At 42.4% G+C, this 24,673-nt stretch carries 22 protein-coding genes and 2 pseudogenes; 17 read left to right on the top strand and 7 right to left on the bottom strand.

Annotation, left to right across the window (positions count from 1 at the left end; all coding sequences use genetic code 11):
* Positions 1–516: 516 nt before the first annotated feature.
* Entirely contained in the window at positions 517–1,965 is a 1,449-nt protein-coding gene (locus EAG18_RS19320; RefSeq protein WP_125253993.1) for a RimK family protein, read from the top strand.
* On the top strand, positions 1,965–3,074 hold the full coding sequence (locus tag EAG18_RS19315) for a GNAT family N-acetyltransferase/peptidase C39 family protein (protein ID WP_125254036.1): 1,110 nt from the start codon (positions 1,965–1,967) through the stop codon (positions 3,072–3,074). Before EAG18_RS19320 ends, EAG18_RS19315 begins: the two co-directional genes overlap by 1 nt.
* Before the next feature lie 140 nt (positions 3,075–3,214).
* Here the strand turns inward: EAG18_RS19315 and EAG18_RS19310 are convergent, their stop codons facing one another.
* On the bottom strand, positions 3,215–5,053 hold the full coding sequence (locus tag EAG18_RS19310; RefSeq protein WP_125253992.1) for a di-heme-cytochrome C peroxidase: 1,839 nt from the start codon (positions 5,051–5,053) through the stop codon (positions 3,215–3,217).
* Positions 5,054–5,479: 426 nt separating this feature from the next.
* Here EAG18_RS19310 and EAG18_RS19305 point away from each other — a divergent pair, with 426 nt between their 5' ends.
* From EAG18_RS19305 to EAG18_RS19290, 4 genes are all read left to right on the top strand, one after another.
* On the top strand, positions 5,480–6,982 hold the full coding sequence (locus EAG18_RS19305; protein WP_125253991.1) for an ethylbenzene dehydrogenase-related protein: 1,503 nt from the start codon (positions 5,480–5,482) through the stop codon (positions 6,980–6,982).
* Positions 6,979–7,650: a DUF1566 domain-containing protein gene (locus EAG18_RS19300; protein ID WP_125253990.1), complete on the top strand. Its 672-nt coding sequence runs from the start codon at positions 6,979–6,981 to the stop codon at positions 7,648–7,650. Before EAG18_RS19305 ends, EAG18_RS19300 begins: the two co-directional genes overlap by 4 nt.
* A gap of 10 nt (positions 7,651–7,660) precedes the next feature.
* Positions 7,661–9,625, top strand: coding sequence for a pre-peptidase C-terminal domain-containing protein (locus EAG18_RS19295; protein ID WP_125253989.1), 1,965 nt, complete (start codon positions 7,661–7,663; stop codon positions 9,623–9,625).
* Between the two features lie 292 nt (positions 9,626–9,917).
* Positions 9,918–11,645, top strand: a complete 1,728-nt coding sequence (locus EAG18_RS19290; RefSeq protein ID WP_125253988.1) for a hypothetical protein — start codon at positions 9,918–9,920, stop codon at positions 11,643–11,645.
* Between the two features lie 225 nt (positions 11,646–11,870).
* On the opposite strand, the gene EAG18_RS19285 is transcribed toward EAG18_RS19290, so the two are convergent.
* Positions 11,871–14,099, bottom strand: a complete 2,229-nt coding sequence (locus EAG18_RS19285) for a TonB-dependent receptor (RefSeq protein WP_125253987.1) — start codon at positions 14,097–14,099, stop codon at positions 11,871–11,873.
* A gap of 139 nt (positions 14,100–14,238) precedes the next feature.
* Between EAG18_RS19285 and EAG18_RS19280 the strand changes: the two genes are divergently transcribed.
* Positions 14,239–14,712, top strand: a complete 474-nt coding sequence (locus EAG18_RS19280; protein ID WP_125253986.1) for a DUF4920 domain-containing protein — start codon at positions 14,239–14,241, stop codon at positions 14,710–14,712.
* 7 nt (positions 14,713–14,719) lie between these two features.
* On the opposite strand, the gene EAG18_RS19275 is transcribed toward EAG18_RS19280, so the two are convergent.
* The 5 genes from EAG18_RS19275 to EAG18_RS19255 all read right to left on the bottom strand — a co-directional run bounded on the left by EAG18_RS19275 (position 14,720) and on the right by EAG18_RS19255 (position 19,394).
* Positions 14,720–15,208, bottom strand: coding sequence for a hypothetical protein (locus tag EAG18_RS19275; RefSeq protein ID WP_125253985.1), 489 nt, complete (start codon positions 15,206–15,208; stop codon positions 14,720–14,722).
* Between the two features lie 117 nt (positions 15,209–15,325).
* Positions 15,326–16,012 carry a hypothetical protein gene (locus EAG18_RS19270; RefSeq protein WP_125253984.1) on the bottom strand — a complete coding sequence of 229 codons (687 nt, stop codon included), beginning with the start codon at positions 16,010–16,012 and terminating at the stop codon, positions 15,326–15,328.
* 289 nt (positions 16,013–16,301) lie between these two features.
* Positions 16,302–18,068, bottom strand: a complete 1,767-nt coding sequence (gene phaC, locus EAG18_RS19265; RefSeq protein WP_125253983.1) for a class I poly(R)-hydroxyalkanoic acid synthase — start codon at positions 18,066–18,068, stop codon at positions 16,302–16,304.
* Positions 18,069–18,128: 60 nt separating this feature from the next.
* The gene (locus tag EAG18_RS19260; RefSeq protein ID WP_125253982.1) at positions 18,129–18,476 is read right to left on the bottom strand and encodes a phasin family protein; all 348 of its coding nucleotides are present in this window, start codon (positions 18,474–18,476) and stop codon (positions 18,129–18,131) included.
* 168 nt (positions 18,477–18,644) lie between these two features.
* Positions 18,645–19,394 carry a 3-oxoacyl-ACP reductase gene (locus EAG18_RS19255; RefSeq protein ID WP_125253981.1) on the bottom strand — a complete coding sequence of 250 codons (750 nt, stop codon included), beginning with the start codon at positions 19,392–19,394 and terminating at the stop codon, positions 18,645–18,647.
* 388 nt (positions 19,395–19,782) lie between these two features.
* On the opposite strand from EAG18_RS19255, the gene EAG18_RS19250 reads away from it, so the two are divergent.
* The 10 genes and pseudogenes from EAG18_RS19250 to EAG18_RS19210 all read left to right on the top strand — a co-directional run.
* On the top strand, positions 19,783–20,331 hold the full coding sequence (locus tag EAG18_RS19250; protein ID WP_125253980.1) for a hypothetical protein: 549 nt from the start codon (positions 19,783–19,785) through the stop codon (positions 20,329–20,331).
* 226 nt (positions 20,332–20,557) lie between these two features.
* On the top strand, positions 20,558–20,701 hold the full coding sequence (locus tag EAG18_RS22235) for a hypothetical protein (protein WP_185745631.1): 144 nt from the start codon (positions 20,558–20,560) through the stop codon (positions 20,699–20,701).
* A 253-nt stretch (positions 20,702–20,954) separates the two neighbouring features.
* Positions 20,955–21,227: a hypothetical protein gene (locus EAG18_RS19240; RefSeq protein WP_125253979.1), complete on the top strand. Its 273-nt coding sequence runs from the start codon at positions 20,955–20,957 to the stop codon at positions 21,225–21,227.
* Between the two features lie 121 nt (positions 21,228–21,348).
* A complete protein-coding gene (locus EAG18_RS19235; RefSeq protein ID WP_125253978.1) occupies positions 21,349–21,654 on the top strand; it encodes a hypothetical protein in 306 nt (101 codons plus the stop codon).
* A gap of 113 nt (positions 21,655–21,767) precedes the next feature.
* A complete protein-coding gene (locus tag EAG18_RS22230) occupies positions 21,768–21,905 on the top strand; it encodes a hypothetical protein (protein WP_185745630.1) in 138 nt (45 codons plus the stop codon).
* Between the two features lie 109 nt (positions 21,906–22,014).
* Positions 22,015–22,503 (top strand): hypothetical protein, encoded by a 489-nt coding sequence (locus EAG18_RS19230; RefSeq protein ID WP_125253977.1) that lies wholly within the window; start codon positions 22,015–22,017, stop codon positions 22,501–22,503.
* A 122-nt stretch (positions 22,504–22,625) separates the two neighbouring features.
* Complete coding sequence (locus EAG18_RS19225) at positions 22,626–23,090, top strand: nuclear transport factor 2 family protein (RefSeq protein ID WP_125253976.1); 465 nt, start codon at positions 22,626–22,628, stop codon at positions 23,088–23,090.
* Between the two features lie 188 nt (positions 23,091–23,278).
* Positions 23,279–23,599: a hypothetical protein gene (locus EAG18_RS19220; protein ID WP_125253975.1), complete on the top strand. Its 321-nt coding sequence runs from the start codon at positions 23,279–23,281 to the stop codon at positions 23,597–23,599.
* Between the two features lie 178 nt (positions 23,600–23,777).
* Positions 23,778–24,322 (top strand): annotated as a pseudogene (locus EAG18_RS19215) (transposase); the annotation flags it as partial.
* A gap of 139 nt (positions 24,323–24,461) precedes the next feature.
* Positions 24,462–24,673 (top strand): annotated as a pseudogene (locus tag EAG18_RS19210) (transposase); the annotation flags it as partial.

Here is a 24,673-nt window from a genome sequence, read left to right as displayed (position 1 = left end):
TAACATTTTGTAACTCCGAAATGTTAATCGTTTTAGGCTGAAAAATATACTCTATGTTTGTATCGGAAAGAATATGACATGTCTGCTAAATTAGCTACGCTAGTAAAGGACTAAAGAGAAGCCTTGATGTCAGAGCCAAGGCTAGTTACAAATATAAACAACTACAACCCAAGCGTTCATTGCTCTTGGCGTTTTGAAGTGTGCCTATCGTTTGCTATTTCATTCTTCATTTTCTTTTTAAACACGAGAAATCTTAATCGTTTCAATCAAATCTGATTGTGAATGTTTTTATGGTTTTCAACCTTATGAAATTTAAGGCTTTTATTTTCACTCTCGACCGCAAGAAAGATTTATCTTGAGCATCAAAATTACTCAATTGCTAAGTGCTATATTTAAGATTACAACTACTTCACTTTATGTGGGTGCTCTTAATTTCCCACTTACCCTATGTTAACTCGTGGGGTGCTAAAACCATCAAATATTGGTGTTAAGCATCGCCACTCAAGGACTATTTAGATGCTATCTACTTTATTCGTTGTTGATCAAAGTACCGATGTGCTGCCACTGGCAAACAACGTTGTCACCTTTGAAACCTATTTACAGGAATATCCAAAGCTTGGCGAATCAAAACTTCGAGTGATTAATTTATGTGACTGTGACCGCTACTTAAGCCAAGGTTACTACTGCTCTTTACTTGCTGAGGCGCGTGATCATCAGGTGACCCCAAGCATCAAAGTGATTAATGGCTTAAGGGACGGTGATAACGCATTATTTTTATCCCAAGCTTGGTTTGATAAAAGAGATATGCGTGTTGCAGAGGATATAGAGCTTATCATCTGTATGGGTGAGACGCAGTCAACTGAGTTTGCTAAGTTAGCTGCGTACTTATTCCAGCAGTTTCCTGCACCATTATTAAAGGTGGGGTTACAACTTCAGGATAAAGGTGTACGTGTGCAGGTACAGCGGCGCGACTTTTCGACGCTACAGCCTGCGCAGCTTGCGTTTTGTACTCAGGTACTAGGACATGTTCACGCAACTCAGTGGAACAAGCGCAAGAGCCACAAAAAATATCGCTGGGATATTGCCATGTTAGTGGATCATGATGAGAAGCTACCGCCGAGCAATAAAGGTGCCATTAGCCGTTTTGTTAAGGCGGGTGAAAAGCTAGGAATGAAGGTGCATCCGTTGGAAGCGTCTGAGCTGTATAACTTAGGTCAATATGATGGCTTATTTATCCGTGAAACAACGGCAATTGATCATCACACTTATCGCCTTGCGCAAGAGGCAGAGCAAAAAGATTTAGTGGTAATTGATGACCCAAGCTCTATTTTGCGCTGTTGTAATAAGGTGTTTTTACATGATGCCTTTAATTACAAGAAGGTGCCAAGTTTAGAGACGCGATTTGTTAGCCAGTGCACTGAACAAGTAATTGATAAGCTCATTGACGACTTGTCGTTACCTATGGTGCTTAAAATGCCTGAGAGCTCGTTCTCAAAAGGTGTTTTTAAAGTGAAAACCAAAGAAGAGTTGACAGAGCGCCTAGAAGCACTGATGAAAGTCTCTGCTATTGTACTAGCGCAAGCATACTTGTATACCGAGTACGATTGGAGAATTGGTGTATTAAATGGCCGAGCGGTATACGCCTGCCGTTATCATATGGCACGTAACCATTGGCAAATTTATAACCACGGCTCAAAGCGTAACTTTTCTGGTGGCTTTGACACTTTGCCAACGTTTGAAGTACCAAAAGCGGTATTGCGGGCGGCATTAAAAGCGGCAGCAGTCGTAGGCAATGGTTTGTATGGAATTGATATTAAAGAGCACAATGGTAAGGCCTACGTGCTTGAAGTAAATGACAACCCAAATATTGACCAAGGGGTTGAAGACAAGTACCTCGGTGACGAGCTGTACATGCAGGTGATGTCTGAATTATTAAGACGCCTAGAAGCGAGAGGTAAAAAGTGATGTTACAACCGGCGTTAGTGCTTGAGAAGGCAGTTCCACAAGATTTGAATGATCTTAGCGCGCTAGAGCAGCAATGCTTTAGCGCAGACAAGCTTAGCCGTCGCCAACTCAAGCATTACATTAATTTTGAACATAGCCTATTGCTAACCGCTAAACTTGCTGGAGAGCTTGTGGGATATGGTCTCCTTTGGTTACATCAAGGAACACGCTTAGCAAGACTTTATTCGCTGGCGGTGTCGCCACAGCATCAAGGGCAAGGCATAGCACGCCAACTCATGTCAGAGTTAGAAGCCAAAGCGGGTGAATTTGGTTGGCTATACGTGCGTCTAGAGGTCGCTAAGCGCAATACCTCTGCCATTGGTTTGTATAAGCGTATGGGTTATCGGGTGTTTGGTGAGTATCAAAACTACTATGCAGACCAAGATGATGCGTTAAGAATGCAAAAGTGTGTACGCAAGCTATCAAAGCAGGCCGTATTACTTCCCGCACCTTGGTATCAGCAAACTACTGAGTTCACTTGCGGCCCTGCGTCACTGATGATGGCGATGGCGAGTATTGATTCTGGGTGTATGGGCGATCAAATATTGGAGCTTCAGATTTGGCGTGAAGCGACGACTATATTTATGACCGCCGGACACGGTGGGTGTCACCCGTTTGGTTTGGCATTGGCAGCTGAACGCCGGGGTTTTGCAGCAGAGGTGGCAGTTAATACATCTGGGCCGCTCTTTTTGGATGGTGTAAGAAGCGCGCAGAAAAAACAAATCATGACGTTAGTACATGAGCAATTTCAGCAAGAATGTGAGTATCGAGATATTCCGATTCATCAGACCGATGTGCAATTAGCGCAGGTGGAAAAATGGCTATCACAAGGCAGTGCAGTGCTGGCGTTAATAAGCACGTATCGGTTAAACGGTAAAAAGGCACCACATTGGGTACTAATTACGGGTATAGATGAATTATGTTTATATCTTAATGATCCTGATGTAGAGGACAATCAAAATCCAATTGATTGCCAACAAGTTCCAATTGCAAGGGCCGATTTTGAAAAAATGATCACCTTTGGTGCAAGTAAGCTAAGTGCCTTAGTTGTGTTGCATGAGTCATTTTGAGCAAACAGTACTACACCGCCTGAGTTAAAAGTAAAGGGGAGCTTGCTAACCCTTTACCCTAACTATCAGCAAACAGGTACTTCACTCAAAAAGTAGTGTTGATAAAGTAAGAGCATCAGTTATAGCCCTTATTTTTGTCCTTATAATGTCTTTAAAAACTCGACAAGTTGCCATTTTTCGTCGTTGCTTAACGTTGTGCCATGGAGGTGCCCATGATTACTATTTCCAGGCATGACATCACCATTTCCCTGCTTTACATTAAATTCATTCATGCCTTTATGGGTGATATAACCCACATGTACAGGATCGAACTGGCGACTACCAACCCAAAAGGTATCCGGACGTAATTCAGGTGATTGTAGTAATGACCATAAGTTGGGAACTGAGCCGTTGTGAAGATACGGAGCCGTTGCCCAAATGCCATTGAGTGGCCGAGCTTTGTAAACACCAGCATCATAAAAGCCATCTTGGCAATCTACATCCGTATCAGGGCTTAGATCATGCCTGTTTTTCAGATATACTTTGAGGCGTTCTTCAATGGACTTTTTGGCCGTAGTTTTTTTACCATTTGGGCCTGCACGTTCAGCTACAAGCCCAGCTTCAATGGCTTTAATGGGATGCTTTAACACTAGGCCGACAACCCCATTTACCGGTATATCAATCGCTCTATCAATGGCATCAAACTTATTTCCTATCAAAATATCTGTTTTCGTACCAGCCAAGAATAAGGTCTTAGCTTGATGACAGCTGGCATTATTGGACATCGTCGGGTCAGTGCCAATTGTTCTAACAGGTACGGTTACTGCCTGATAATCTTTAAGCACGTTTTTTCGGTCAATCAGTTGGTGACAATTGGCGCAATTATCCTGATATAACAATTTACCCTGCGCGGCTTTATTGGTATCAATGCCAGGTAAGTATTGCTCAGGCCAAGCTGGTGGTAATAAAGTTTTAACCCACGCCTCTAGTTGCCCAAGACCTTGAATATCGACGGTTGAGCTGTAACGAGCATGTTTCCCCCAAACTCGTTGCCAAACAGGTGCTTCCTCAATAGCTAGTGAACCGAACACACCGACGACTTCTCCGATGTTTCTGACCAAAGGACCAATCACGGGAACGTTTGGTGCAGACGCGTTCCACTGCACGACATTAGACTGATGTGTCCCCCACAAGAAGGGATAAGAGACAGGTGCCGTAGGTGCATTTTTATTATTGAGATCATCCAGCGCGAAAGCAGTACCAGCATTTTGAATATTACCAAAGGCGTCTAAGCGGGCGTAGCTGGTAAAGTCCTCAGGGTAGTGTGCTGGCAAAGCATTAACCGTTTGTCGCTCAGCGGTGGCAAGGGCAACATGTTTAAGATCTTCGCGCAAATCGTCAATTAACTCAGCAGATGTGCTTCCTTTTAATACACGTTTGGCAAACCGATTGAATTTCTGATTATCATTAAGCGTGGCTTCAAGTGCGGCATTTAAGCGGCTAAAAAAGAGCACAAAATTGGCCAGTGTCGGTGCACCTTCGATCAGGATTTTAGTGTCATTAAAATCAAGTTGATTGGTGTGACATGCCGCACAAGTCATACCAACCCAAGCTTGTCCGGTCTGTTGGTTGTGATGAAGTGCAAACCCAATCGGTAATCCCGATGGGTTATTTGCAGATGTTTTACTTGGCAAATAACGCAGCATTTCCATGTGTTCACTATCACGAAAAAGTGCGGTACTGTCGGGCTGTTCTAACCACGTAAACCATGAATAGGGGATTATCTGAGAGCCTTGACCTGTAAACCAAAAGTCCTGTCGTAACTTATCAGACCACCCTTGGTTTAGCCAAACCCGCTTAGGAACTTGACCTGAATGTGTTACTTGCTCAACGACTTCTTTTGATATTTCAGGTTTGTTAGTGGGCGACGTGCAACTTGCAAGGAGCAAGGTACAGATAATTGCAGTGTTTATATATTGTAATACTGGTGGCTTATCCATAATTTTCTTTGCTTTGACGGTAAAAGTACAGACAACCTTAGTACATGGCTTTTAACAATCAAGTTACATCACATTACACCAATCAAGCAGGTTTATAAGTGACTTTGACGCTGAAATCGAGAGTTGGTCAAGCTATTGTTTTTAAAGCTTTCCTAGAGATGTCTTTTTACCATATTAGTGTTTTTTAGTAACGGAGAGCTTACAGATTTTTTCTATTCTATTTTTTATCTGTTTGATATTTATTGTAAATTCTATTTAACAAAGCACAGGCTAAGTGCACCCTTGTTATTGCTAAAACATGACTGCTCAAGCTGCTTTAGTTATTCAAGATGCTGATTATTTGTGAGACTTTACTTTTCAAAGATGAAATATTTATGTAAATTTATTTGTTTACACTGTATTTACTTTGTTTGTTGGGGAGCATTTGTGCGTCGAAGTAGTTTCGCTATTTTCCATTTGATGGCAGTGGTAGTTATTTTGTTTGGGCTGATCACAGGCCCTCGTTTGGCTATTATTAACCATGACTTTCTTGCATTTTTATCGCCGTTATTGCCCCAAGGTGCAATACTCTCAACGCATGTACTGTCCGGTTGTGTGCTGACCTTGATTGCGATTGCATTTGCATTTGTGAGTCTTCGTAACCCCTTTTATGGTACGCCCAGCAAATTTGACAAACTTATTAACTGGTTTGGTTATATCAGCATCATTCTTGCCATTATTACGGGCTGGTTATTATGGTTAAGCCCACAATCTCTTGGCCTCATTGTTCATGGTATTTGCGCCGCAGCCATTATGGTTTATTTACTGTTACATGGGGTAAAGCATATTGTCTATAAAGGTAAACGAGTTCTGAGTGTGTTGATACCGAGAAACGCCTTAGTACTGCTAAGCTGTTGCATGGCGCTTGTGTATTGCTCAGGGTTAGGTGTGCAATATTTTATGTTGACGCAGCATTTACGATTAGAGATAGCGCCCCTGTCTGAACACAGTTTTCTTGAAATCGATGGTCTTGGTGACGAGCCTGAATGGTCTCGAGCAAAACCCGTGACATTAACTACGTTTGGTGGGGCAAACTTTACCGATGGTAGTAGCGAGGTGGAGATAAAGGCGCTGAGCAATCACAGCGAAACCTTTTTCCTGATCCGTTGGCAAGATCCAACCCAAAGTCTCTCTCACTTACCGTTGGAAAAAACCGCAGCAGGGTGGCAAGTTCAAGAAGATGGTTTTTACCGTTTTGATGAGCGTACTTACTATGAAGACAAATTTGCCATCATGCTGTCGACAACCTGTGAGCTGGGAGGAGATGGAACTGTCCATTATGGCGATACCCCGTTAAATGATAAACCGCAAAATTGGCACGGCAAAGGATACCATGCCAGTACAGACGGTCGTGTACGAGATCTGTGGCATTGGAAGGCCCTAAGAACCAACGATATGTACTTGGCAGATGACAACTTTGTTGGAGCGGCAAAAAAGGTGGCGCTAGGAGAGCGGCGCTATACCGCAGGTTACCAAGCTGATGGTAAAGAAAGTGGGGCTTATGTAATGAATTGGCGTTGGTATTCACCCGACACAGTGACCCCAAAACGGCTGCCAATTCCTACCGCTGAAGAAACACCAAATAAGGTACTTGATTGGTTTTCTAGTACAGTCTACACACCACAATCTGATAGCGCGAAAATAGGTGAGCAACTTCCATCGGTGTTGTATCGCTCAAATCGTTTTGAAGGGGATAGAGCGGACGTAAGAGCGCGTGGGCGTTGGCAGGATGGTTATTGGACACTGGAGCTGGTCAGGAAACACCAAACTAACTCAGCCCTTGATGTAGACTTACAGTCAGGTGTGTGTATGTGGGTATCGGCCTTTGATCATGCACAAATTGCACACACTCGACATCACAGAGCCATCCAGTTGCGGTATATGCTATGAATATCACTTCACGCTTTATTTTGACGCTGATAATCGTGGGGATGACCTTCGCTTGTTTGTGGGGAGAGCCTCCAAAGCGCAAAGCGCCAGCGCATAGTCGCTTTATCAAAGTAACGAGTGATATGCAGCCGTTATCAGCATGGCAAGGACCGTGGCATTGTGTATACGACAAAAAGTTAAATCTCATTTGGGAAGTCAAACGTGACGATGAATCTATTCATGACGGTTACTGGAGCTACTCTTGGTACGATGGTAATACAGGTATTGCTGATCAAGGGGATTGCTACTTTGAAGCATCTCGTTGTGATAGCCAAGACCTTATTCGTAACACCAACCGTGCTGCACTGTGCGGTAGTACTATGTGGCGCTTGCCTACCCCCGCAGAGCTGCGCTCGTTAATTCAAACACCTAATAGTCCAGGTAGTCCGCATATTGCGAGTGATTTTTTCCCCCATATTAAAAATGGTGATTACTGGAGCAATGCAGCTGATGCCCAATTACCTCGTGCATTTAGAGGTAAAAAGCGAGGGGCTGTTGCGGTGAACTTTCATACAAAAGAGTCGCTTTCATTGCCTTATGACAATGCTGCTTTTGTGATGCTGGTGGCAACGCCACCAATACAACTCTCTACGGCTCTAAGTGGTAATGAGCCTATTACGCTTAACTAGGACCAAGGAAATGAAATACACGTATACAGCAACATTATTACTTACCACGAGCCTCTCTTTTGGCAGCATGGCTGCCAGTGATTATCATCGGCTTGTTTGGGATGCAGAGCCTAGCACCTCAGCCACAATCGGTTTTACTGCCACATCGGGAACCGGTCATATCGTGAAATATGGCAATACGACCGATGAACAAACTTGGCGCAGTGGCGCAGTTAGTGCGACCCATACTTTTGATAATGGCCTTTCAAGTTCATTTGTAAAGTTAACGGGCTTAACACCCAATAGTGCCGTGTATTATCGCGTGTGTGATTCTGAAGGGTGTGGTCAGCGCCTTTGGTTTAGAACGGCACCACAAACTGCATCGGGGATCACCGCTGTGGCTGGTGGTGATACGCGCACCGGATGGACAACGCGACGCAAGGGGAATGCGTTGATTGCCAAAATTAGGCCGTTATTTATTATGCACGGTGGAGATTATACCAATGCAAATTCAGCTTCTGAAATGCGTGAGTATCTAAAAGATTGGCAATTAACATTTTCAGATGACTTGATAAATGGGCTGGCTTATAAACGTATTTATCCGTTTGTCGCGACGCATGGAAATCATGAAGATGATAACTATAAAACGCTCTGCCAAGTATTTGGCGTGGATTATGATCAAGATGGGACGTGCACCGCAAAGGACACCTATGGTGCGTTTAATGTCGCAGGCCTGTTGCGGGTTTATACGCTAAATAGTCAATTTAAAAACAGTGGTTGGTCGAATTATGCAACAGCCATGAATAATTGGCTAAAAAGTGATTTACAGTCGCAGGGAGCTGGCGCCAAATGGCGTGTTGCACAGTACCACAAACCTATGTATCCACACTACTCAGGTAAGTCTGACAATACCATATTACACTCGTGGTGGGCGCAGACTTTTTATGACCATGCGATGAACCTCGTCGTTGAGTCTGACACCCATATTAATAAGCTCACTTATGCACTTAGCCCCACCAGTAATGGATTCAGTGCAACTACACAAGGTGGTACGGTTTATGTGGGTGAAGGTAGCTGGGGAGCACCTGCAAGAAGTGCGAATGATCCAAAAAGTTGGACGATTGACTTGGCTAGTATTCAGCAGTTTAAAGTATTGAGTGTGACTAATGACAAGCTGACAGTACGTACCGCAGAGTTTTCTAGTAATGCGACGGCGTTGACTAAAGCTGAGCGTGACGCCGATCCGCTGGCGCTGCCTATGAATATGACATGGTGGTATGCCACAGAAATTGGTGAGGAGCTAAACTTACTTAAAGCTGCAAATAACCTTTCGGTAATAGATACACCGGTGATAGAGCCTCCTTTGCCGACAGAGTTGATCAGTGGTCAAGCTGAAACCAATTTAACAGGCGCACAAGCATCACAGTCACTCTTTTATATTGCAGTGCCTCCGACGGCGACACAATTGACGGTAGAGACGCGCGGCGGTCAAGGTGACGTAGATTTGTACGTACTCTTTAATGCACCACCCACCACAAACAACTTTGAGTGTCGCCCCTATAAGTCTGGCAATAATGAAGTGTGTACCATCACACCGGTACAGTCAGGCAATTATTATGTGATGCTTAATGGCTACCGTGATTATTCTGGTGTGTCTTTGACAGCGACCTATTCGACAGACACACCGCCGGATCAAGGCAAGCAAAAACAATGGCCAGATCAAGGTGGAAGCAAAGGACAATGGCAGTATTATACATTTGATGTTGCACAAGGAACGCAAAGCTTACAGATCAGTGCAGCAGGAGGGACAGGGGATGCCGATTTATATGTCCGTTTTGGTCAACAACCAACAAGCGAATTGTATGAGTGTCGCCCTTATGAAAACGGCAATAATGAGCTGTGTACTATTACAGCGCCGGCCGCAGGGCAATGGCACATTGGACTTTACGGCTACGCCGCCTATTCTGGCGTAACAGTGGAGGCTAATGCTCAGTAGTCATGGTAATAATATGCTTGAGCTTGGAACAAACACTTGTTTTTGGCTCAGGCTATACGTTAGGCCGGGTTAAGTAATTATTTTGGCGTGTGATCACAGAGGATAGGCTTGTTGCAAAATAGAGTGAATTGATGGAATTGCGACAATAATCAGGGTACAATTACGCTGCTTTTTTGGACGCATTCATGCGTTCTGGCAACGACCTCTGAGGCTCGCAATCGTTGCGGTTCGTAGGGAAGAATAATTGATCACGAGCTGGATTTAGTCTCGTGGTGATAACAAGGATCATATTATGAATACAAAACTTCTCGTTGGCTTAGGTGCTGTGGCTATTGCCGTTGGTGCTTATGTTTCTACTCAACCTTCTTCACCTAGCATAGCCATGGAACAGCTAGAGTATGTGCCTGCTGACACTGCAGTTTTTTGGGGGCAGTTGCAGCCTTTTGAGCAGCAAAAATACCTCTCTTTCATGCCACAGGAACTAAGGCAGATCCAAGATATTGAAGAAGTAACTGCAATAATCAGACAGGAAAATAATAAGCATCTTAACTTCTTGGCGACATTATTAGAGCAGTATAATCAAGCGATGACTTCGCCTGAGCAAATGAAAGCTATCCTTGGTATGGGTGACACCGTGAGAAGTGTGTTCTATACCGTAGGTTTGTTACCTTCAATTCGCTATGAACTTGCAGATCCTGAAGCGTTAAACCGTACCATCAAAATGGCAGCTAAAGACGCTGGTATTACATTCGAGGAAGACACGCTAGATGGCGTGGCGCTGACGCGTTACAAACTTGAGGTTGCCCCAGATGCCAATATTGAGCTGATCACCTCTATTCAGGGACAGTGGATCACCACTACTTTCAATACACCGATTAACACTGAAGCCGATCTAAAAATTGCACTAGGTATTGCCAAGCCTGCTCAATCACTTGCACAATCGGGAAAACTTGAGAAGTACAACGAGCAATTTGGCTTTGATGGTGCGTCAATTGCATTTTTAAATCACGTGGCGTTAGTTGATGGGATCACAGCAAATAAGCAGTCTGATTTGGCACGTATGCTGAACAACATATTGCAGTTAGGTGGTGGCGCAGAAGAGCTTGCAAGCATCAGAACGCCAGAATGCCAAGCTGACTACAGCGCAATTGCGAATCAGTGGCCTGCAACGGTAATGGGTACTAAGAAGGTTCAATTTACTAATTCTGAAATCGACTTTGAAATTGACACTGTGGTTGTTGGTAAAGACACAGAATTAATGAAAGCGCTTGGTTCTATTCGTGGCTTTATTCCTGCGCATGTCACTAATGATGAAGACAAAGTGCTAGGGTTTGGATACGGCGTGGATGTTGCTAAGATTGCACCGCTTGCTAACACCTTATGGAGTCGCTTTACTAAAGCGGAGTTTTCTTGTGCAGAGCTTGTCGCAGCGCAGCAACAAGCTAAGCAAAATAGTCCAATGGCAGTGGCGATGATGACTGGTATGGTTAACTCTGTAAAAGGTGTAAGCGCATCAGTGTTTGATTTATCAATAGATCAGAATGCTCAAGGGATGCCTGAGCCAAAAGCGGTTGATGCACTTATTACGCTCTCAGCAGAAGACCCATTAGTATTGGTGAATACTGTTAAAGGTCTTGCTCCTATGCTTGCACAAATTGAAATACCTGAAGATGGTAGCCCCATCTCAATTAATCAATATATCCCTTCTCCGCAGCCGCTAGGAATAGATATTAAACTGGCGCTAAAAGGAGATCACTTAGTATTATTTACTGGTGAAAAGTCTACTGTTGTTGCACAGAAAATGGCAGACCAAGCACTTGAGAGTAATGGCATGACGCACTTTAGCATGGATATGCAGGCCTTTTTGACACCAATGCTAACTGCACTGAAGTCAGCAGGACAACCTGTCCCTGAAAGCCTCGATGCGCTCTTGGAGCAAAATATGGTGTTTGAGTTTAGCATGGATGTGGCTGAACATGGCCTCGTATTCGGTACTGATATGAAGCTAAAAAAGCTATAAAGATTAAGTACAAATAACACGTAAAAAATGCCGGCTTACTGTCGGCATTTTTGTGTCTGAGGTTATACCAATTTGACTTAATGCTTGCTCAATTTGAAGGCGTAAATCTGACGCTAACAGCGTTAAAAACTTCCTTTCTAGAACAACTTAATAGCAAAATTGTTACTTGGTAATCGACAAGATTTTCTCGCCTCAAAATAGACCGCTTAAGTAAGAAAATTGATATTAAAATTGGTATCGCACTGTCATTTTAATATTACGACCAAGCTCCGCAGGATCATTGGCTTCACTTGCAGGTGCACGCAAATAGCGCTTATCAGTGAGGTTGTCTACCCCTAAGCGAGCGGAGAAATTTGATAAGCTTCCTGTTCCTTGATACTTGGCATTGAGATTGTAAACAGTATAGGTTTTTGTACCAAACCCTCGCTCTAACATCGCATCATCAAGGCGTTGCTGTGCTCGGTAGTGTAATAGTTGCAGACCTAGGTTAATGTTTTCATTAAATTGATAGTTGCTGTTCCAAGTGAGCTTGTCAGCTGGCGCTTCTGAGTAGGGTTGCGACTGATAATCGATTGTGCCGAGATAGAAGTTAGGTACCCCTTCTACATCCATATTCATAGACGCGTACCCCAGGTACATATCAAGTGCAGCAAAGGAGTAGTGCGCCTCAATCTCAACACCATGACTAAATAATTTACCGATATTTTTGGCACTATAATCACGGTGTGTTGCGACGGGAATACCGTTGCTGGGCTCTGGACCTAGCGACCCAAGTTGTTTGGTACCATTGGCATCTATGTAATACATAAATGGAACATTATCGATGTAGTTATCTACTTCGGTATCAAAATACATAACCTTGATACTTAGGTTTTCAGCATAGTGTAAATTTTGCCAATTTAGTCCAAAGCCTATCTCGTAGTTTTGTGATTCTTCCGCTTGTAAATCTGGTTGCGGTTCACTGAAACATATCTTTCCACCAATGTGGCAACGCCATTCATCTTTTTTGTACAGCTCTTGCAGTGAGGGGGCTCGAAAGGCCTGCGCTGTTTTTGCGTACAAATTAAGGTGCTCAGCAGCTTTAATTGTGACACCAAGTTCACCTGAAAGTGCGGAGTCGTCATTATCTTGATAGCCGGTAAAATGATCACTAGAGCGGCTGTAATGATCGAATCTTACACCCCCTGTAAGTAGCAATTTGTCTTGCCACCATTGGCTTTGATCGATTATAGAAATTGACCAATTGGATGCGTCGCTATCACCGTAGTAGGTTGAAAGGTTGGCAGGGTTATCATCCCATTGTTGCTGGTCAAAGCTCTCCGCTTCATATTGGGCCTCAATTGCGAGCTTGTGTTTTACCTTGCCGGTAAAGGTTGATAAGTTCGCCACGCGCAAGCCATGGCGTTTACTCTCGCCCGTTTTAGCACTGTCGTAATTGATTTTATTGCTACCACGCTCGATAAACCCTTTGGTGATTTCGTCATAGGTCTTACGAGAGAAAAACGCTTGGACATCTAGGTCGATTAAGTCATTGTCGGCCTGATAGGTATAGTTAACCATTCCTTCAAGATAATCATTTTTGTAGTCTTCAGCGAGCGTGGGGTAGGCAATTGCCAAGTCCATACGCTGCGCATATGGTTGATCGATTGACTCGGTTTTACTGTAGTCGACTTTACTTGTGAGGCTGTGGTGATCGTTAATGTACCAAGTATTTTTTAGCGCAACGTTTTGTCGTTTGGATTCGTTTTTGATTTTACTGATACGTTGAATATCATCTTCTTCATCAGTATGTTCGTCAGCGACAACATCAATGTCACTATACTTTACTTGTCCGAAAGACAATACGGTATCGCTGTGATCATTTAAGTGGAATATACTGACATTGACATCATTTGCGTCAGCAACAGATAAGTGTGTTACAGACACACTAGCTCCAAGCCCTTGATTATCTTGCAGGTAATCAGCTGCACTTTTAGTGACTAAGCGTATGCTGCCGCCAATGGCACCTGAGCCAACAGTTAGCGAGTCAGCACCTCTTAACACTTGTATTTGTTTAAGCTGATCAGGATTAATGCCAAGGGAGTTAATTTGTGCAATATTTTGGCTACCATCAGAATCAATCTTACGTTTTACATTATCGACGGAGATATGAACCCGCTCACCGTACAATCCTCTAATTGCAGGCTGTCCTGATAGCGGCGTCACACTGCCTGAAAACTCGACATTGGGTAGCGTTTTAAGTATTTGATTTAGATCTGCAGCTTGCTGCCTTGCGATTTGTTCTTTGGTTAGTGCCGAGACTGATGCGGCAACATCATGATTTTGGGTGGTTAACTTATGACCAAGTACCTCAATTTTTTCGATAGTAGCTGATGAGGTGTCAGGCGCTGCTGCATCAGCGGTGGCACCATAAAGCGCTGCAAAAATGCAGAAGGAGAGAGTAGAGTATTTCATTTATTAATCCTTAATAAAAACAATTACCATTTGCAGTTGCGGCGTGGATGTTAGATGTTATAAGATCTAATTGCAATAATTAATTACTTATAGTTATATGATTTGTAAGGTAAACAGAATTTATTTTTAAGGAGAAAATATGAATAAAATACGTACACTATGTGCGCTATCAGTACTGGTACTTAGTCTGGCAAGCGAAGCTAAAAACATTGAGTTTGGTGGTGGCGCTGATTTGAATAAGCTTGTTGCGGCTACAGAGGTACTTGAAAACGTGAATGAGTTTAAAGAACGTGAGATCACAGTATCAGGCAAGGTAACTAAAGTCTGTAAGAAGCGTGGTTGTTGGATGACACTGCAAGTCGATAACGGTGAAAGTTTGAATGTTAAAGTCCGAGATGGTGATATGGTATTTCCGATGTCTGCAATCGGTAAGCGTGCTTTTGCGACCGGTAAAGTTGAACATTTTAAGCTGGATATTGCAAAAACTAAGCGCTATCTTGCGCATAAAGCGCATGAAAACGGCGAACAGTTCGATGAAACTAAAGTCATAGAGGGAATGGAGCTTATCAGGCTAAAACCGGATGCAGTAACAATTATTCAAGAGAGTGAGTAGGCTGACATCACTTCACCAAAACAGCGTACTCGAAGTCGGTGCGCTTAGACGTGGGGCTGATGACAACCTGATAGGTTTGTGCCCCTAACATAACGTAATTTACTTTGCCTACTTTGAGTGGCTTTGGCGTACTGTCTAAGTCCATCAACCACACACCAGTTTCTGTATCTGGGGCTAAGTTTATTAACGTTCTACCGACATTATTAGGTATGTACAAAGCCGCATTACCGCTTTTGCCCCAAATTGCTTTTAGCTTACTACTCTCAGATACCAAGGTGTAGTTGGCAGGACCTGAGGGGCGCATATCGGTTTGGTTGACGATTTCACACTGTTCACATTGTATCGAGGTTGCCGATAGATGGGTTTGCAGTTGGCCATTAAAAATAATACCTTCAGCCGCAATTTTCCATATTGGCTGCGTTTCGCTCAGTTGATTGCATCCAAAGAGCAGCAGTGCAGACAAGGCGAGGCTGTAATGTTTATTTATAATGGACACCGGATCACCAAATTACAATAAGTTAAACCGGTACAAATAGTAGCTAATCTTTGCTGTTAATATAAGTGTGCAACGTTAACGAATGTAAAGAGCCTCTATTTTAGTGGAGGGATCAAGCTAGCTGCTACAACCACTACCACAGCTGGAACCACTACTACAACTGGATGCTGAACTATCAGCGCCATCAGCGTTACCATCACCACTTTTTAGTGTCGTACAGCCGATGTTTCCGGCATAAATGGCGAGCGTATCGTCATGTTTCGGTTCAGTTTGATCTGATTGAAATTCAGCTGTTGTATAGTAATACCCGTCGGGTATGTGTAGCTGTGCATCTAATGCAAATAGGATGGGCAGTTGATGTGGTTTTCGTGGCGAAATGCTGGCAATACTGCAACAGGCTCGCCAAGTTTTACGAATACTGAGCTGTGCTTTATTACTGCCTTGCATTGCTTCTGATGGGCAATGGTGTAAAAACCTGCCAAAAGCTTGTTGGCAGAACTCATGGTACGTTTTGGTATGCAATATAAACTCATGCCAGAGTGTATCTACTACTTTTGAGGGCATAGCGAGAGATTGGTCTTTGAGCAATAAATTAGCAAGAAAAAATTGCTTCAAGCCGGATTCTACTTGCGCCAGATCCGTATCTGATAGTGCGGGGTGATACTTACGTAATTTAGGTCTAAGGAAGGTTAGATTGTAATTTTGAATGTACGTACGACGACGTGTGTCAGTTTTTACCTTTTTATAATGTAATAAGGCAATTAAAACAGCCACTCCAATTAAAGCGTAGATAAAACCTAACATGTACTTTCCCTATATTTTTGAGAGTTAGCATGACGAAACTCACTAAGGGTGTCAATAATGAAAGCATTTGGTTGAGGGATAAAACTTGAGAGGCTGAGTTTATAGCAGTAGAGATTGGATGCTGTAATACCAATTAGCGTTAATACTTGCTCAATTTGACGGAGTAAATCTGACGCTAACTGCGTTAAAACTTCTTATTTAGAACAACTAAATAACCTGAGCACCTTTTGTAAATCCAAATTGCTAGGCACGCATGAATTACTCATGCTCAGGTTACTTATCGTTGAGACTAAATAACGCGTTTGACATATTCGCCTGGTGCATCATAAATACCAGGCTGTTCATCGCTTTGCGCAGCCCTTGCTGGTACAAGTTCTGGTGCTAATTGGTGTAACCACTGTGCCCAGTGCGGCCACCAAGAACCACTTTGGTGCTGTGCTGATTCAAACCACTGAGTTGGGTCGTCGTTATCTTGCCCGTCAAACCAAAAACCGTACTTATTTGCACCTGGCGGATTGATCACTCCTGCAATATGACCTGATTCGCCAAGCACAAAGGTCACTGAACTACTGAGCCTTTTAGCCCCTTCGTATGTCCCTTGCCAAAGCGCAATATGATCGTCACGCGTAGAGAGAAAGTAGACCGGTTGCTTTACTTTGCCAAGGTCAATTTTAGTGCCTCGGATACTCACTGCTTTGTCTTCGATAAGACAGTTATTGAGATATAGCTCACGTAAGATAAAGTTGTGGCATGCTGCGGTTAGGTTTGTACTATCACTATTCCAATAGAGCAGGTCTAAATCCGCAGGTGTTTTGCCTTTCAGATAGTTGTTGACGAAGTAATTCCAGTACAGGCTGTTTTCTCGCAGCATACTAAAAGAAGTGCCAAGCAAGTGGCCTGACATTACACCATGCTGGTTGTTGTACTGCTCAAGTGCACTAATGGTTGGCTCATTGATAAAAGCGCCTATCTCTCCAGGTTGCGAGAAATCTAATATAGTCGTTAGCAGGGTGGCACTTTTCACTCTTTGCTTCATGCGCTTTGCTGCAATATAAGCCATGCAAGTCGTCAGTAAAGTACCACCAATACAGTAACCCATAGCATGGACTTGGGTTTCGCCGGTTTGTTTTTCTGTTTGCTCTAAAGCGCATAACACGCCGTCAACAACGTAGTCATCAAAAGCAATGTTAGCCATACTTGGATCTGGGTTTTTCCAAGAGATCATCAAAACCGAATAACCCTGTTCGAGTGCCCATTTGACCAAGGAATTGTCAGCTCGTAAGTCAAGTATATAGTACTTATTAACAAAAGGAGGCACGATCAATAGCGGTGTTTTGTGTACTTCTTCAGTACAAGGGTGATATTGGATCAGCTCAAATAAATGGTTTTGAAATACCACTCTACCTGGGGTACAAGCGAGATCCTCGCCAAGGGTATAAGCATTCTCATTGGTCATGCTTATACGCAGCATTTCTGAACTTTTGGCCAAATCTTTTTTCAGTAGTGCTAGACCGTCAAACAAGTTTTGGCCGTTACTCTCAAGCGTTAGCCTAAGCAATTCAGGGTTGGTTGATACAAAATTGCTTGGTGACATCGAATTTACTGACTGTCTGGCAAAAAACGCCAATCGCTCTTTGAGTTTAGGGTCAAGGCCCGGGGTATTTTCAATGGTATTTTGCAGTGATTGCCCAAACCAAAGGTAGCTCTGTTTTAGGTAGTTAAACCACGGGTTTTCCTGCCAATCTGCGTCAACAAAACGTTTATCTCCACGCTCTGGACTAACAACCTGCGCTTTTTCTCCTGTTGTGTGTGGCATAAAACTATTTTGGAAAATAGCAAATTGAGTTTGCCACCATTCACTTTGTTGTTTTAAGAAAGAATCAGGCTGTTGGTTGATGGCACTGAGCCAGCTCTGAAAATCAGCTTGGTTTTGTTCATTCAATGCCTGTTGCAATGGATGCGCTTTACCTAGGTTGGTGGCGGCCAGTTGCCACAATTCTTGATTATATTGCCACCATGCGGTCAACCCTTGCTCAATATTTGCTTGAGTGCCCATACCGGAAAATCCTTTATTTTTTGAACGGGTAAGGCGATCGAGATCGCCCAGTGTTAGAGGTTATTGCGCTTTTGCTGTTTTTAGTGTTTCTTTGCTTAGAGACTCTAGGCTGTCTTTAAACTCTTGACCTAATTGCGAAAGCTTTTGACCGTCTTGGATCATTTGCTGGCTGAGTACGTTTAGGGCAGTTAACTGACTTGCATTAAAGTCCATCATCGACTTTGCATCTTTGATTTCAGTCGCTTGCTTTAATTGCTCAATTGAGGTTTTAGTGAGTTGCTCTGCACTATGAAGCTGGATTTTAGAGAGCGCTTCGATATTTTTTGCAACAATTTGATTGAACTGTATTGCTGGCGCGAAAAATTGCTCGGTTTGCTCGTTGAATGTTTTAAATAAATCGCTGTACATGATCGTTTCCTTGTTTTGGATTGAGTTAACGCAATAAATCTTGTGAAATCTGGGCTTTAAAAAAGCCAGTACATTTCTTCTCAAAATCTCAGAGTAATAAATTGGTTTTATATAAACCACAATGCCACCAAACATCAGGTACAGCTCATTCCTTTGGTGGTTGCGATATTACTGCATGTATAATCCGCCATTAAGAGAGAGTGTCTCTCCTGTGATATAACTCGCCTGTTTTGATGCCAAGTAGGCTACCGCAGCGGCAACTTCGTCAGGAGTCGCCAGCCTTTGCATGGGCACTTGTGCTTTTATGCTGTTCAATACATCTTCACGCATAGCGCTTACCATGGGCGTTTCTGTATAGCCGGGTGCAACAGCATTGACGGTAACGCCACTTCTAGCACCTTCGTAGGCTAGGGCTTTAGTAAAGCCAATCATGCCGGCTTTAGCGGCAGAATAGTTTGTTTGACCAAACTGGCCTTTTAGTCCATTTACGCTAGAGATGTTTATGATACGACCTTGGCGGTTGGCACACATTGCAGAAAAAACAGGGTTTGTCATATTAAACAAAGAGTTTAGGTTAGTGTTTATGACTTCGCTCCACTGCGTATGTGTCATCTTCTTAAATGCAGAATCTCTGGTAATACCCGCGTTATTGACCAGTAAGTCTATGTTGCCAAACTCTTGTAACACTTGCGTCATCGCAGTGTGGCAGTGTTCAGCATTGGTGACGTCTAAAAATAACGGCTTTACGTTTACTGGATTGATTTGCAACGTATTAAGCCAATTATCAAAGTCAGCCTCATTGCGTCTTTCGCTCGCAACGGCGATAACAAAAAAGTCTTTTTCAATGAGTGTTTTTGTAATAGCAGAACCAATACCACCAAAGGCACCGGTAACTACTGCAATATGCTTGTTTTCCATAACGCTCCCGCGAAAAAAGAGGCTATACCAACATACTTCCTAGCCGAGTTAGCTTAACTATCATTTTTGCGCGCTTTTATGACAAATTAGTCGCGAGTTTGTGTCAGTTTGAAGACAGTGGAAACTAAATTAGGAACGAAAATTTAAATAACCCGAACGTGGGGTAAAAGTGAGCTAGTCAGCTAAAACACCTAAGCGCAAAAGGCGTAATAGCTGCTAGAGAACAAGTTACTACCCCTAGTTCAGGGTAAATAGTCTTAAGTTTATTTTTGATTGACCGATAAAGTAAAGCGGAGCTGCGAGTAAACGGGGCATAAGGAGATCTAACATTAATTACTTACCCCTGTCGTCAGCATCAAATTAATCGTATTGATCCCAAGGAGTGAAAATGGATATTCGAATACATCAGGGAAGCTTATCACCAAGAGTACCTGACGTTATGTCTAAATCATCAGCTGCATCTCAACCTGTGTCACAAAACGCTCAGTCATTACCTCAAAGTGAAGTTGAAAATGAGAATGAGCAAGATCAGCGTGTGGTGCTCTCAAAGGAGCTTGATGAAGAGGCAACGGGTTATAAGGAAGATAATCCAGTCTTTAAAGAAGACTACGAAAACTTAGAAAAAGCGATGGATCTTATTCAAGCGCAAATTCATACATTGCAAGAGCGTATTGATAAGCTGATGCAATCCCGAGAACAGCGTTTTATGAAAATAAACCACCAACAAGATATTACGCCCGATGACGGAGCCGTTATTGCAGAGCATGTCGGCAGCAAAAAGTATCGTGATAATACGGTGACCGATGAAGTAAAAGAACTTGAGAAGCAACTATCAGAGTTAAAAGGGCAAGAAGCGCAGCTGCGTACTCAGATGTTAAAGATGATTTTGGCAGAGCGAGAGCGGTTAGAAGAGCTCAAACGTAAGGGTAAACTGTAAAGTACAGCGAAAAGCTCCCTGCTACTAGTGAATTATTGAAAGTGAATCAGCCTTGCCAACTAGAGACAAGAACTTGGGCATATAAGAGCAGGACTATCCTCAAAATGCCCTAAAGTGAGAAAGAAATAAGCTAATGTATAGTAGCTTACCCCCAAATCTTACCGTCTAAATGAGTGGGTTTATTAGACTCGCCTGACAGGCCGCTTTAAGCGCATAGGTGATGGTTGTGAATGCTACCGCAACTCAACAAAGTGGCCGTTCAGCCAACTCATTTTTGCCCCAAAACAAGCTAGAAACCTTTGCTCAACGGGGTATCATCGGTTCTGACCGAATATTGCTTAGTCAGCATAAAGTTGACGATATGGTTTAAAAATGGCGAACGAGCTTTCATTGAGTTAGCTCTAAAAGTTAACTGTATTTATATACAGTTTCGCCGTATTTCTCCTATAGCCAAGAAAACGACCCACTGGGTCGTTTTTATCCTTTTCATAATGATGAAAAATATCTGTATAGCAACAAGTTAGCTATTATGATAAAACTGGTACAATGAGATTAATGACCCATGACTCGGTAGAGAAACGACCCATTGGGTCGATATTAAATTGTTATGTGTAAAGGGAAGTATGGAGTTTAATGATAATTACGGGGTATATGTTTGCCCTCATGTCTTTAATAAAGAGTCACCCGCATTAGTAGGTATTCGAGATCCCGAAGGTGATTGGCAGTTTTTCTGTGATGATGAGGATTGTCCTGAGAACTCAGAGCCACATCTTATTTGTGTTGGCCATTTGACGAAAGCTGACCCAACTATTAACGAACTAACCTGCTTAAAACCCGGTTCATTCGCACAAAAAATACACGCCAATGCAGATTGGGAATATGGTGAGTTCGAGTAATTTACACATAACAAATTAATTAAACAATGGACGCAAAACAGCAGGCTTGCGCTCATTCTTCGCTTAGTTTAGCCTGCTATTTTTCGCCGTTTATTAAGGCGTTAGGTTTCTTGAGGGAGTAATGGAATACAGTGATTTTATAAAAGTCGTAGTTGAAGGTTATCTTGAAGACCAAGAACAAACACAGAATGAGCGTGTTAAAAGACTGGTTGAATTGAATGAATTATTTGGCCCCCAAGGAGACAAGTTACTATTTGGAGGTACTCAATCTGAATTAGCTTTACATGAATTGGCAAATAGCTACGTTTCAGGAAACTATATGGCTGTAATCCAGCTTTGCCAAGCGTTCATTGAGCATAGCTTGTCTGGCCATTTTACAATGAGTGGGCAAAATAGCATCGCTGAAGCTTCATTCAAAAAATACTAGACTCTGCTAAGCAGCAAAACTATATAAGCTTCGACTTATATAGTCGGCTAAACGAACTAAGGCTTATTAGAAACCCTTATGTACATGCTAAAGCAGGCTTCAAAGACAACTCCTTGGACAAAAAAATACTAGAAAGTAAAATTTATGATCCTGTTGAATTTGCCAAAAAAGATTCACTTGAGTCGTTGAAAATATTAAAAGAGTTTATGGAAGCACACGTCCCAATGTGGTTTTATGAAGACGAAACCTAACAAACGCATCAACGAAATGGACTTTAAAAGTTTGGCTTCACTCGCTGCGCTCGTTATTATAGCCAAAACTTTTAAAGCCCGTTATGCGGAGCATTAGCAGTACAAGAGTATGAATCGAATTTTAGTGTTAATTTTAAGTCTTATTTCTTTTGATGCATTAGCATGCTCAATGATGCCAACTTCAAAGTACTTTGAAGTCACAGGAAATGGTACTACCGAACCTGTCAAACCTGTTTTTGAGGTAGATGGAGTTCACAGAGGCACTGATGATGGAAATCATGGTTCATGTTCTGATGTTGGCTCTATTGTTTTAAAACTCAAAAACATTCCAACTATTGAACAAGGTTATATTTTTGAGTTAGTAGAGGGGACATTTGAAGACACTCTATTTTCCGACAAAGCAATTACGCTTGCTGATTTCCTCGAAGAAAAGGACGAGTACTATTTCGTCTGGTTTGATGGCAATTCGGAAGAACAAGAGGCTTTTGATATTAAAATAAAAATAACAGCAGTGTCAGAATCAGGTATTAAAAGTGAGCCGCAGTATTTAAAAGTATCTCATCCTGGTGTTCAAAAGCTTTGGTGGAAAGTCTGGTAAGTACTGCTAACAAACAGTTTAAAAGCGGACAAAATTCAGTTGGCTGGTTTCGCTCCGCTTCACATTATAGCCAATTAAATTTTGCCTTTTAACTGAGGCGTTAGGCATACAAGGAGAGTTCGGTGATAAAATTAACTTTAGTATTCATATTCCTTATTTTTTCTTTCTCAATTTCTGCAAATGACAAGTTCACGGCAGAACAATTAATTGAAAAAGCAAAGGCATTTGTATCAGCCAAAAATTCACGTCAACAACCAAATACAACCACTAAAGAAATCGACCATTATATATCTTTATTGTCAGATAACTTTATCGATGAACATGTTAAATTTAAGTTTACGTATACTGATAAAACGAAACTCCGTTCAGACATGGTTGGTAAACTAAAAGATGAAGTTATAAACAGTAATATTGAAATAAAGGAAATCATGGTAGGTGCTAATGTTGTTTTTATCAAAATGACTGAAATGGGTAAAGTTAAGCCTGCACATTTAGATAAAACCATTGAATATAGTAAAACGAATATTGTTTCATTAGAATTTAACGAAGCAGGTTTAATAAAGCATATCCGCCGACACCACGGTTAATGTATGCCTAACAAACGCTTTAACCAAAGGACGCAAAACAGCAGGCTTGTGCTCCTTCGTCGCTAATTTTAGCCTGCTATTTTACGCCGTTTATTAAGGCGTTAGGTAAACATGAGATACCAATGAAAACTATTACTTTAATAATTATTATTCTGTTATCCCCAATTTTGAAAGCTAAGGAAGTTAACTTGAGTGAGTTAGAAAGTGTTTCACAGAACCTACAGTTCTTAATTGCGCCTACCAGTGAAGGTGAATTTGAAAAATTAGAAAAGCTATGTAGATGCACCGCAAAAATAGCTCAAGAGAAATGGGAGCCTGCGAAGTATTCAGAATTTAGCAATGCACTAAGTGAACATGCCGAACTAGCAAATTCAGTAATGGAAAACATGGAAGAAATGCTTGAAAATGGTCCTCCTAGGCCTTCAGAAACAGTTATATCTGGCATGCAAGACATGGTCGAAATCATTGAGTCTTGTGAAGAGAGGTATGGAATTAGAGTTGAATTCTAGCCAATACGAATAAGTTTACCTAACAAGCGCATTATGAACGGGATCAAAAAGCTTGGCTTGGTTCGTACCTCACCAATTATAGCCAAGCATTTTATTCCGCATATGCGGGTGTCCACTTCCCTTAACATGAGACATGTTTAATTAGAGTTTTCTGTAATACCACAAAAAGGAGACAACGATGAAAAAGTCACGTTTTACAGAATCTCAGATCATAGCTGTGCTCAAAGAAACCGATGCGGGTATGAAGGTTGAAGAAGTGTGCCGCAAGCATGGGATCAGTAGCGCCACTTACTACAACTGGAAAGCTAAATATGGCGGTATGGAAGCGTCAGATGTTAAGCGCCTGAAAGAGCTCGAAGAAGAGAATGCCAAGCTTAAAAAGATGTACGCAGATGTCAGTTTGGAAAATCATGCGATAAAGGAGTTATTCGCAAAAAAGGGTTGGTGACAGCGCAGAAGCGAAGTTGCGCCAGCACAATGGTTCAAGCGGGTATAAGTATTTTAAAAGCGTGCAAGTTTGTCGGTATTGGTCGCGCTACCTACTACCGCCCAGAACGAGACTGGCGAAAGGCTGACGCAGCTGTCATTGATGCCATCAATGCAGAATTAAAAAAGTCCCCCAGAGCTGGATTCTGGAAATGCTATGGGCGTCTTCGTTTTAAAGGTTATCCGTTTAACCATAAGCGCGTTTATCGGGAGTATTGCCAAATGGGTTTGAACTTAATACCTTTAAACCAGACACCCACTACCTTTAAACCAGACACCCACTACCTTTAAACCAGACACCCACCACTAATTTGCACCTTGATGAGATACCGCCTAAGCTTTAGTTCTGCACTCAATGGATTGAGGAAACCAAATGATGGCGACTGCCCGTAAAAGACAAATCAGTTTAACCGACACCAAATACTATCACTGTATTTCTCGTTGCGTCAGGCGCGCATTTCTCTGTGGCGAAGATAAATTTACTGGTAAATCATACGAACACCGCAGGGATTGGGTTGAAGAAAAGCTATTGATGTTGGCTTCCGTATTTTGTATTGATGTCTGTGCTTATGCCGTGATGAGTAATCA

The organism is Pseudoalteromonas sp. J010, assembly GCF_003934235.1.
Taxonomy (GTDB): domain Bacteria; phylum Pseudomonadota; class Gammaproteobacteria; order Enterobacterales; family Alteromonadaceae; genus Pseudoalteromonas; species Pseudoalteromonas peptidolytica.
This window is presented reverse-complemented; position numbering and strand designations above follow the sequence as displayed.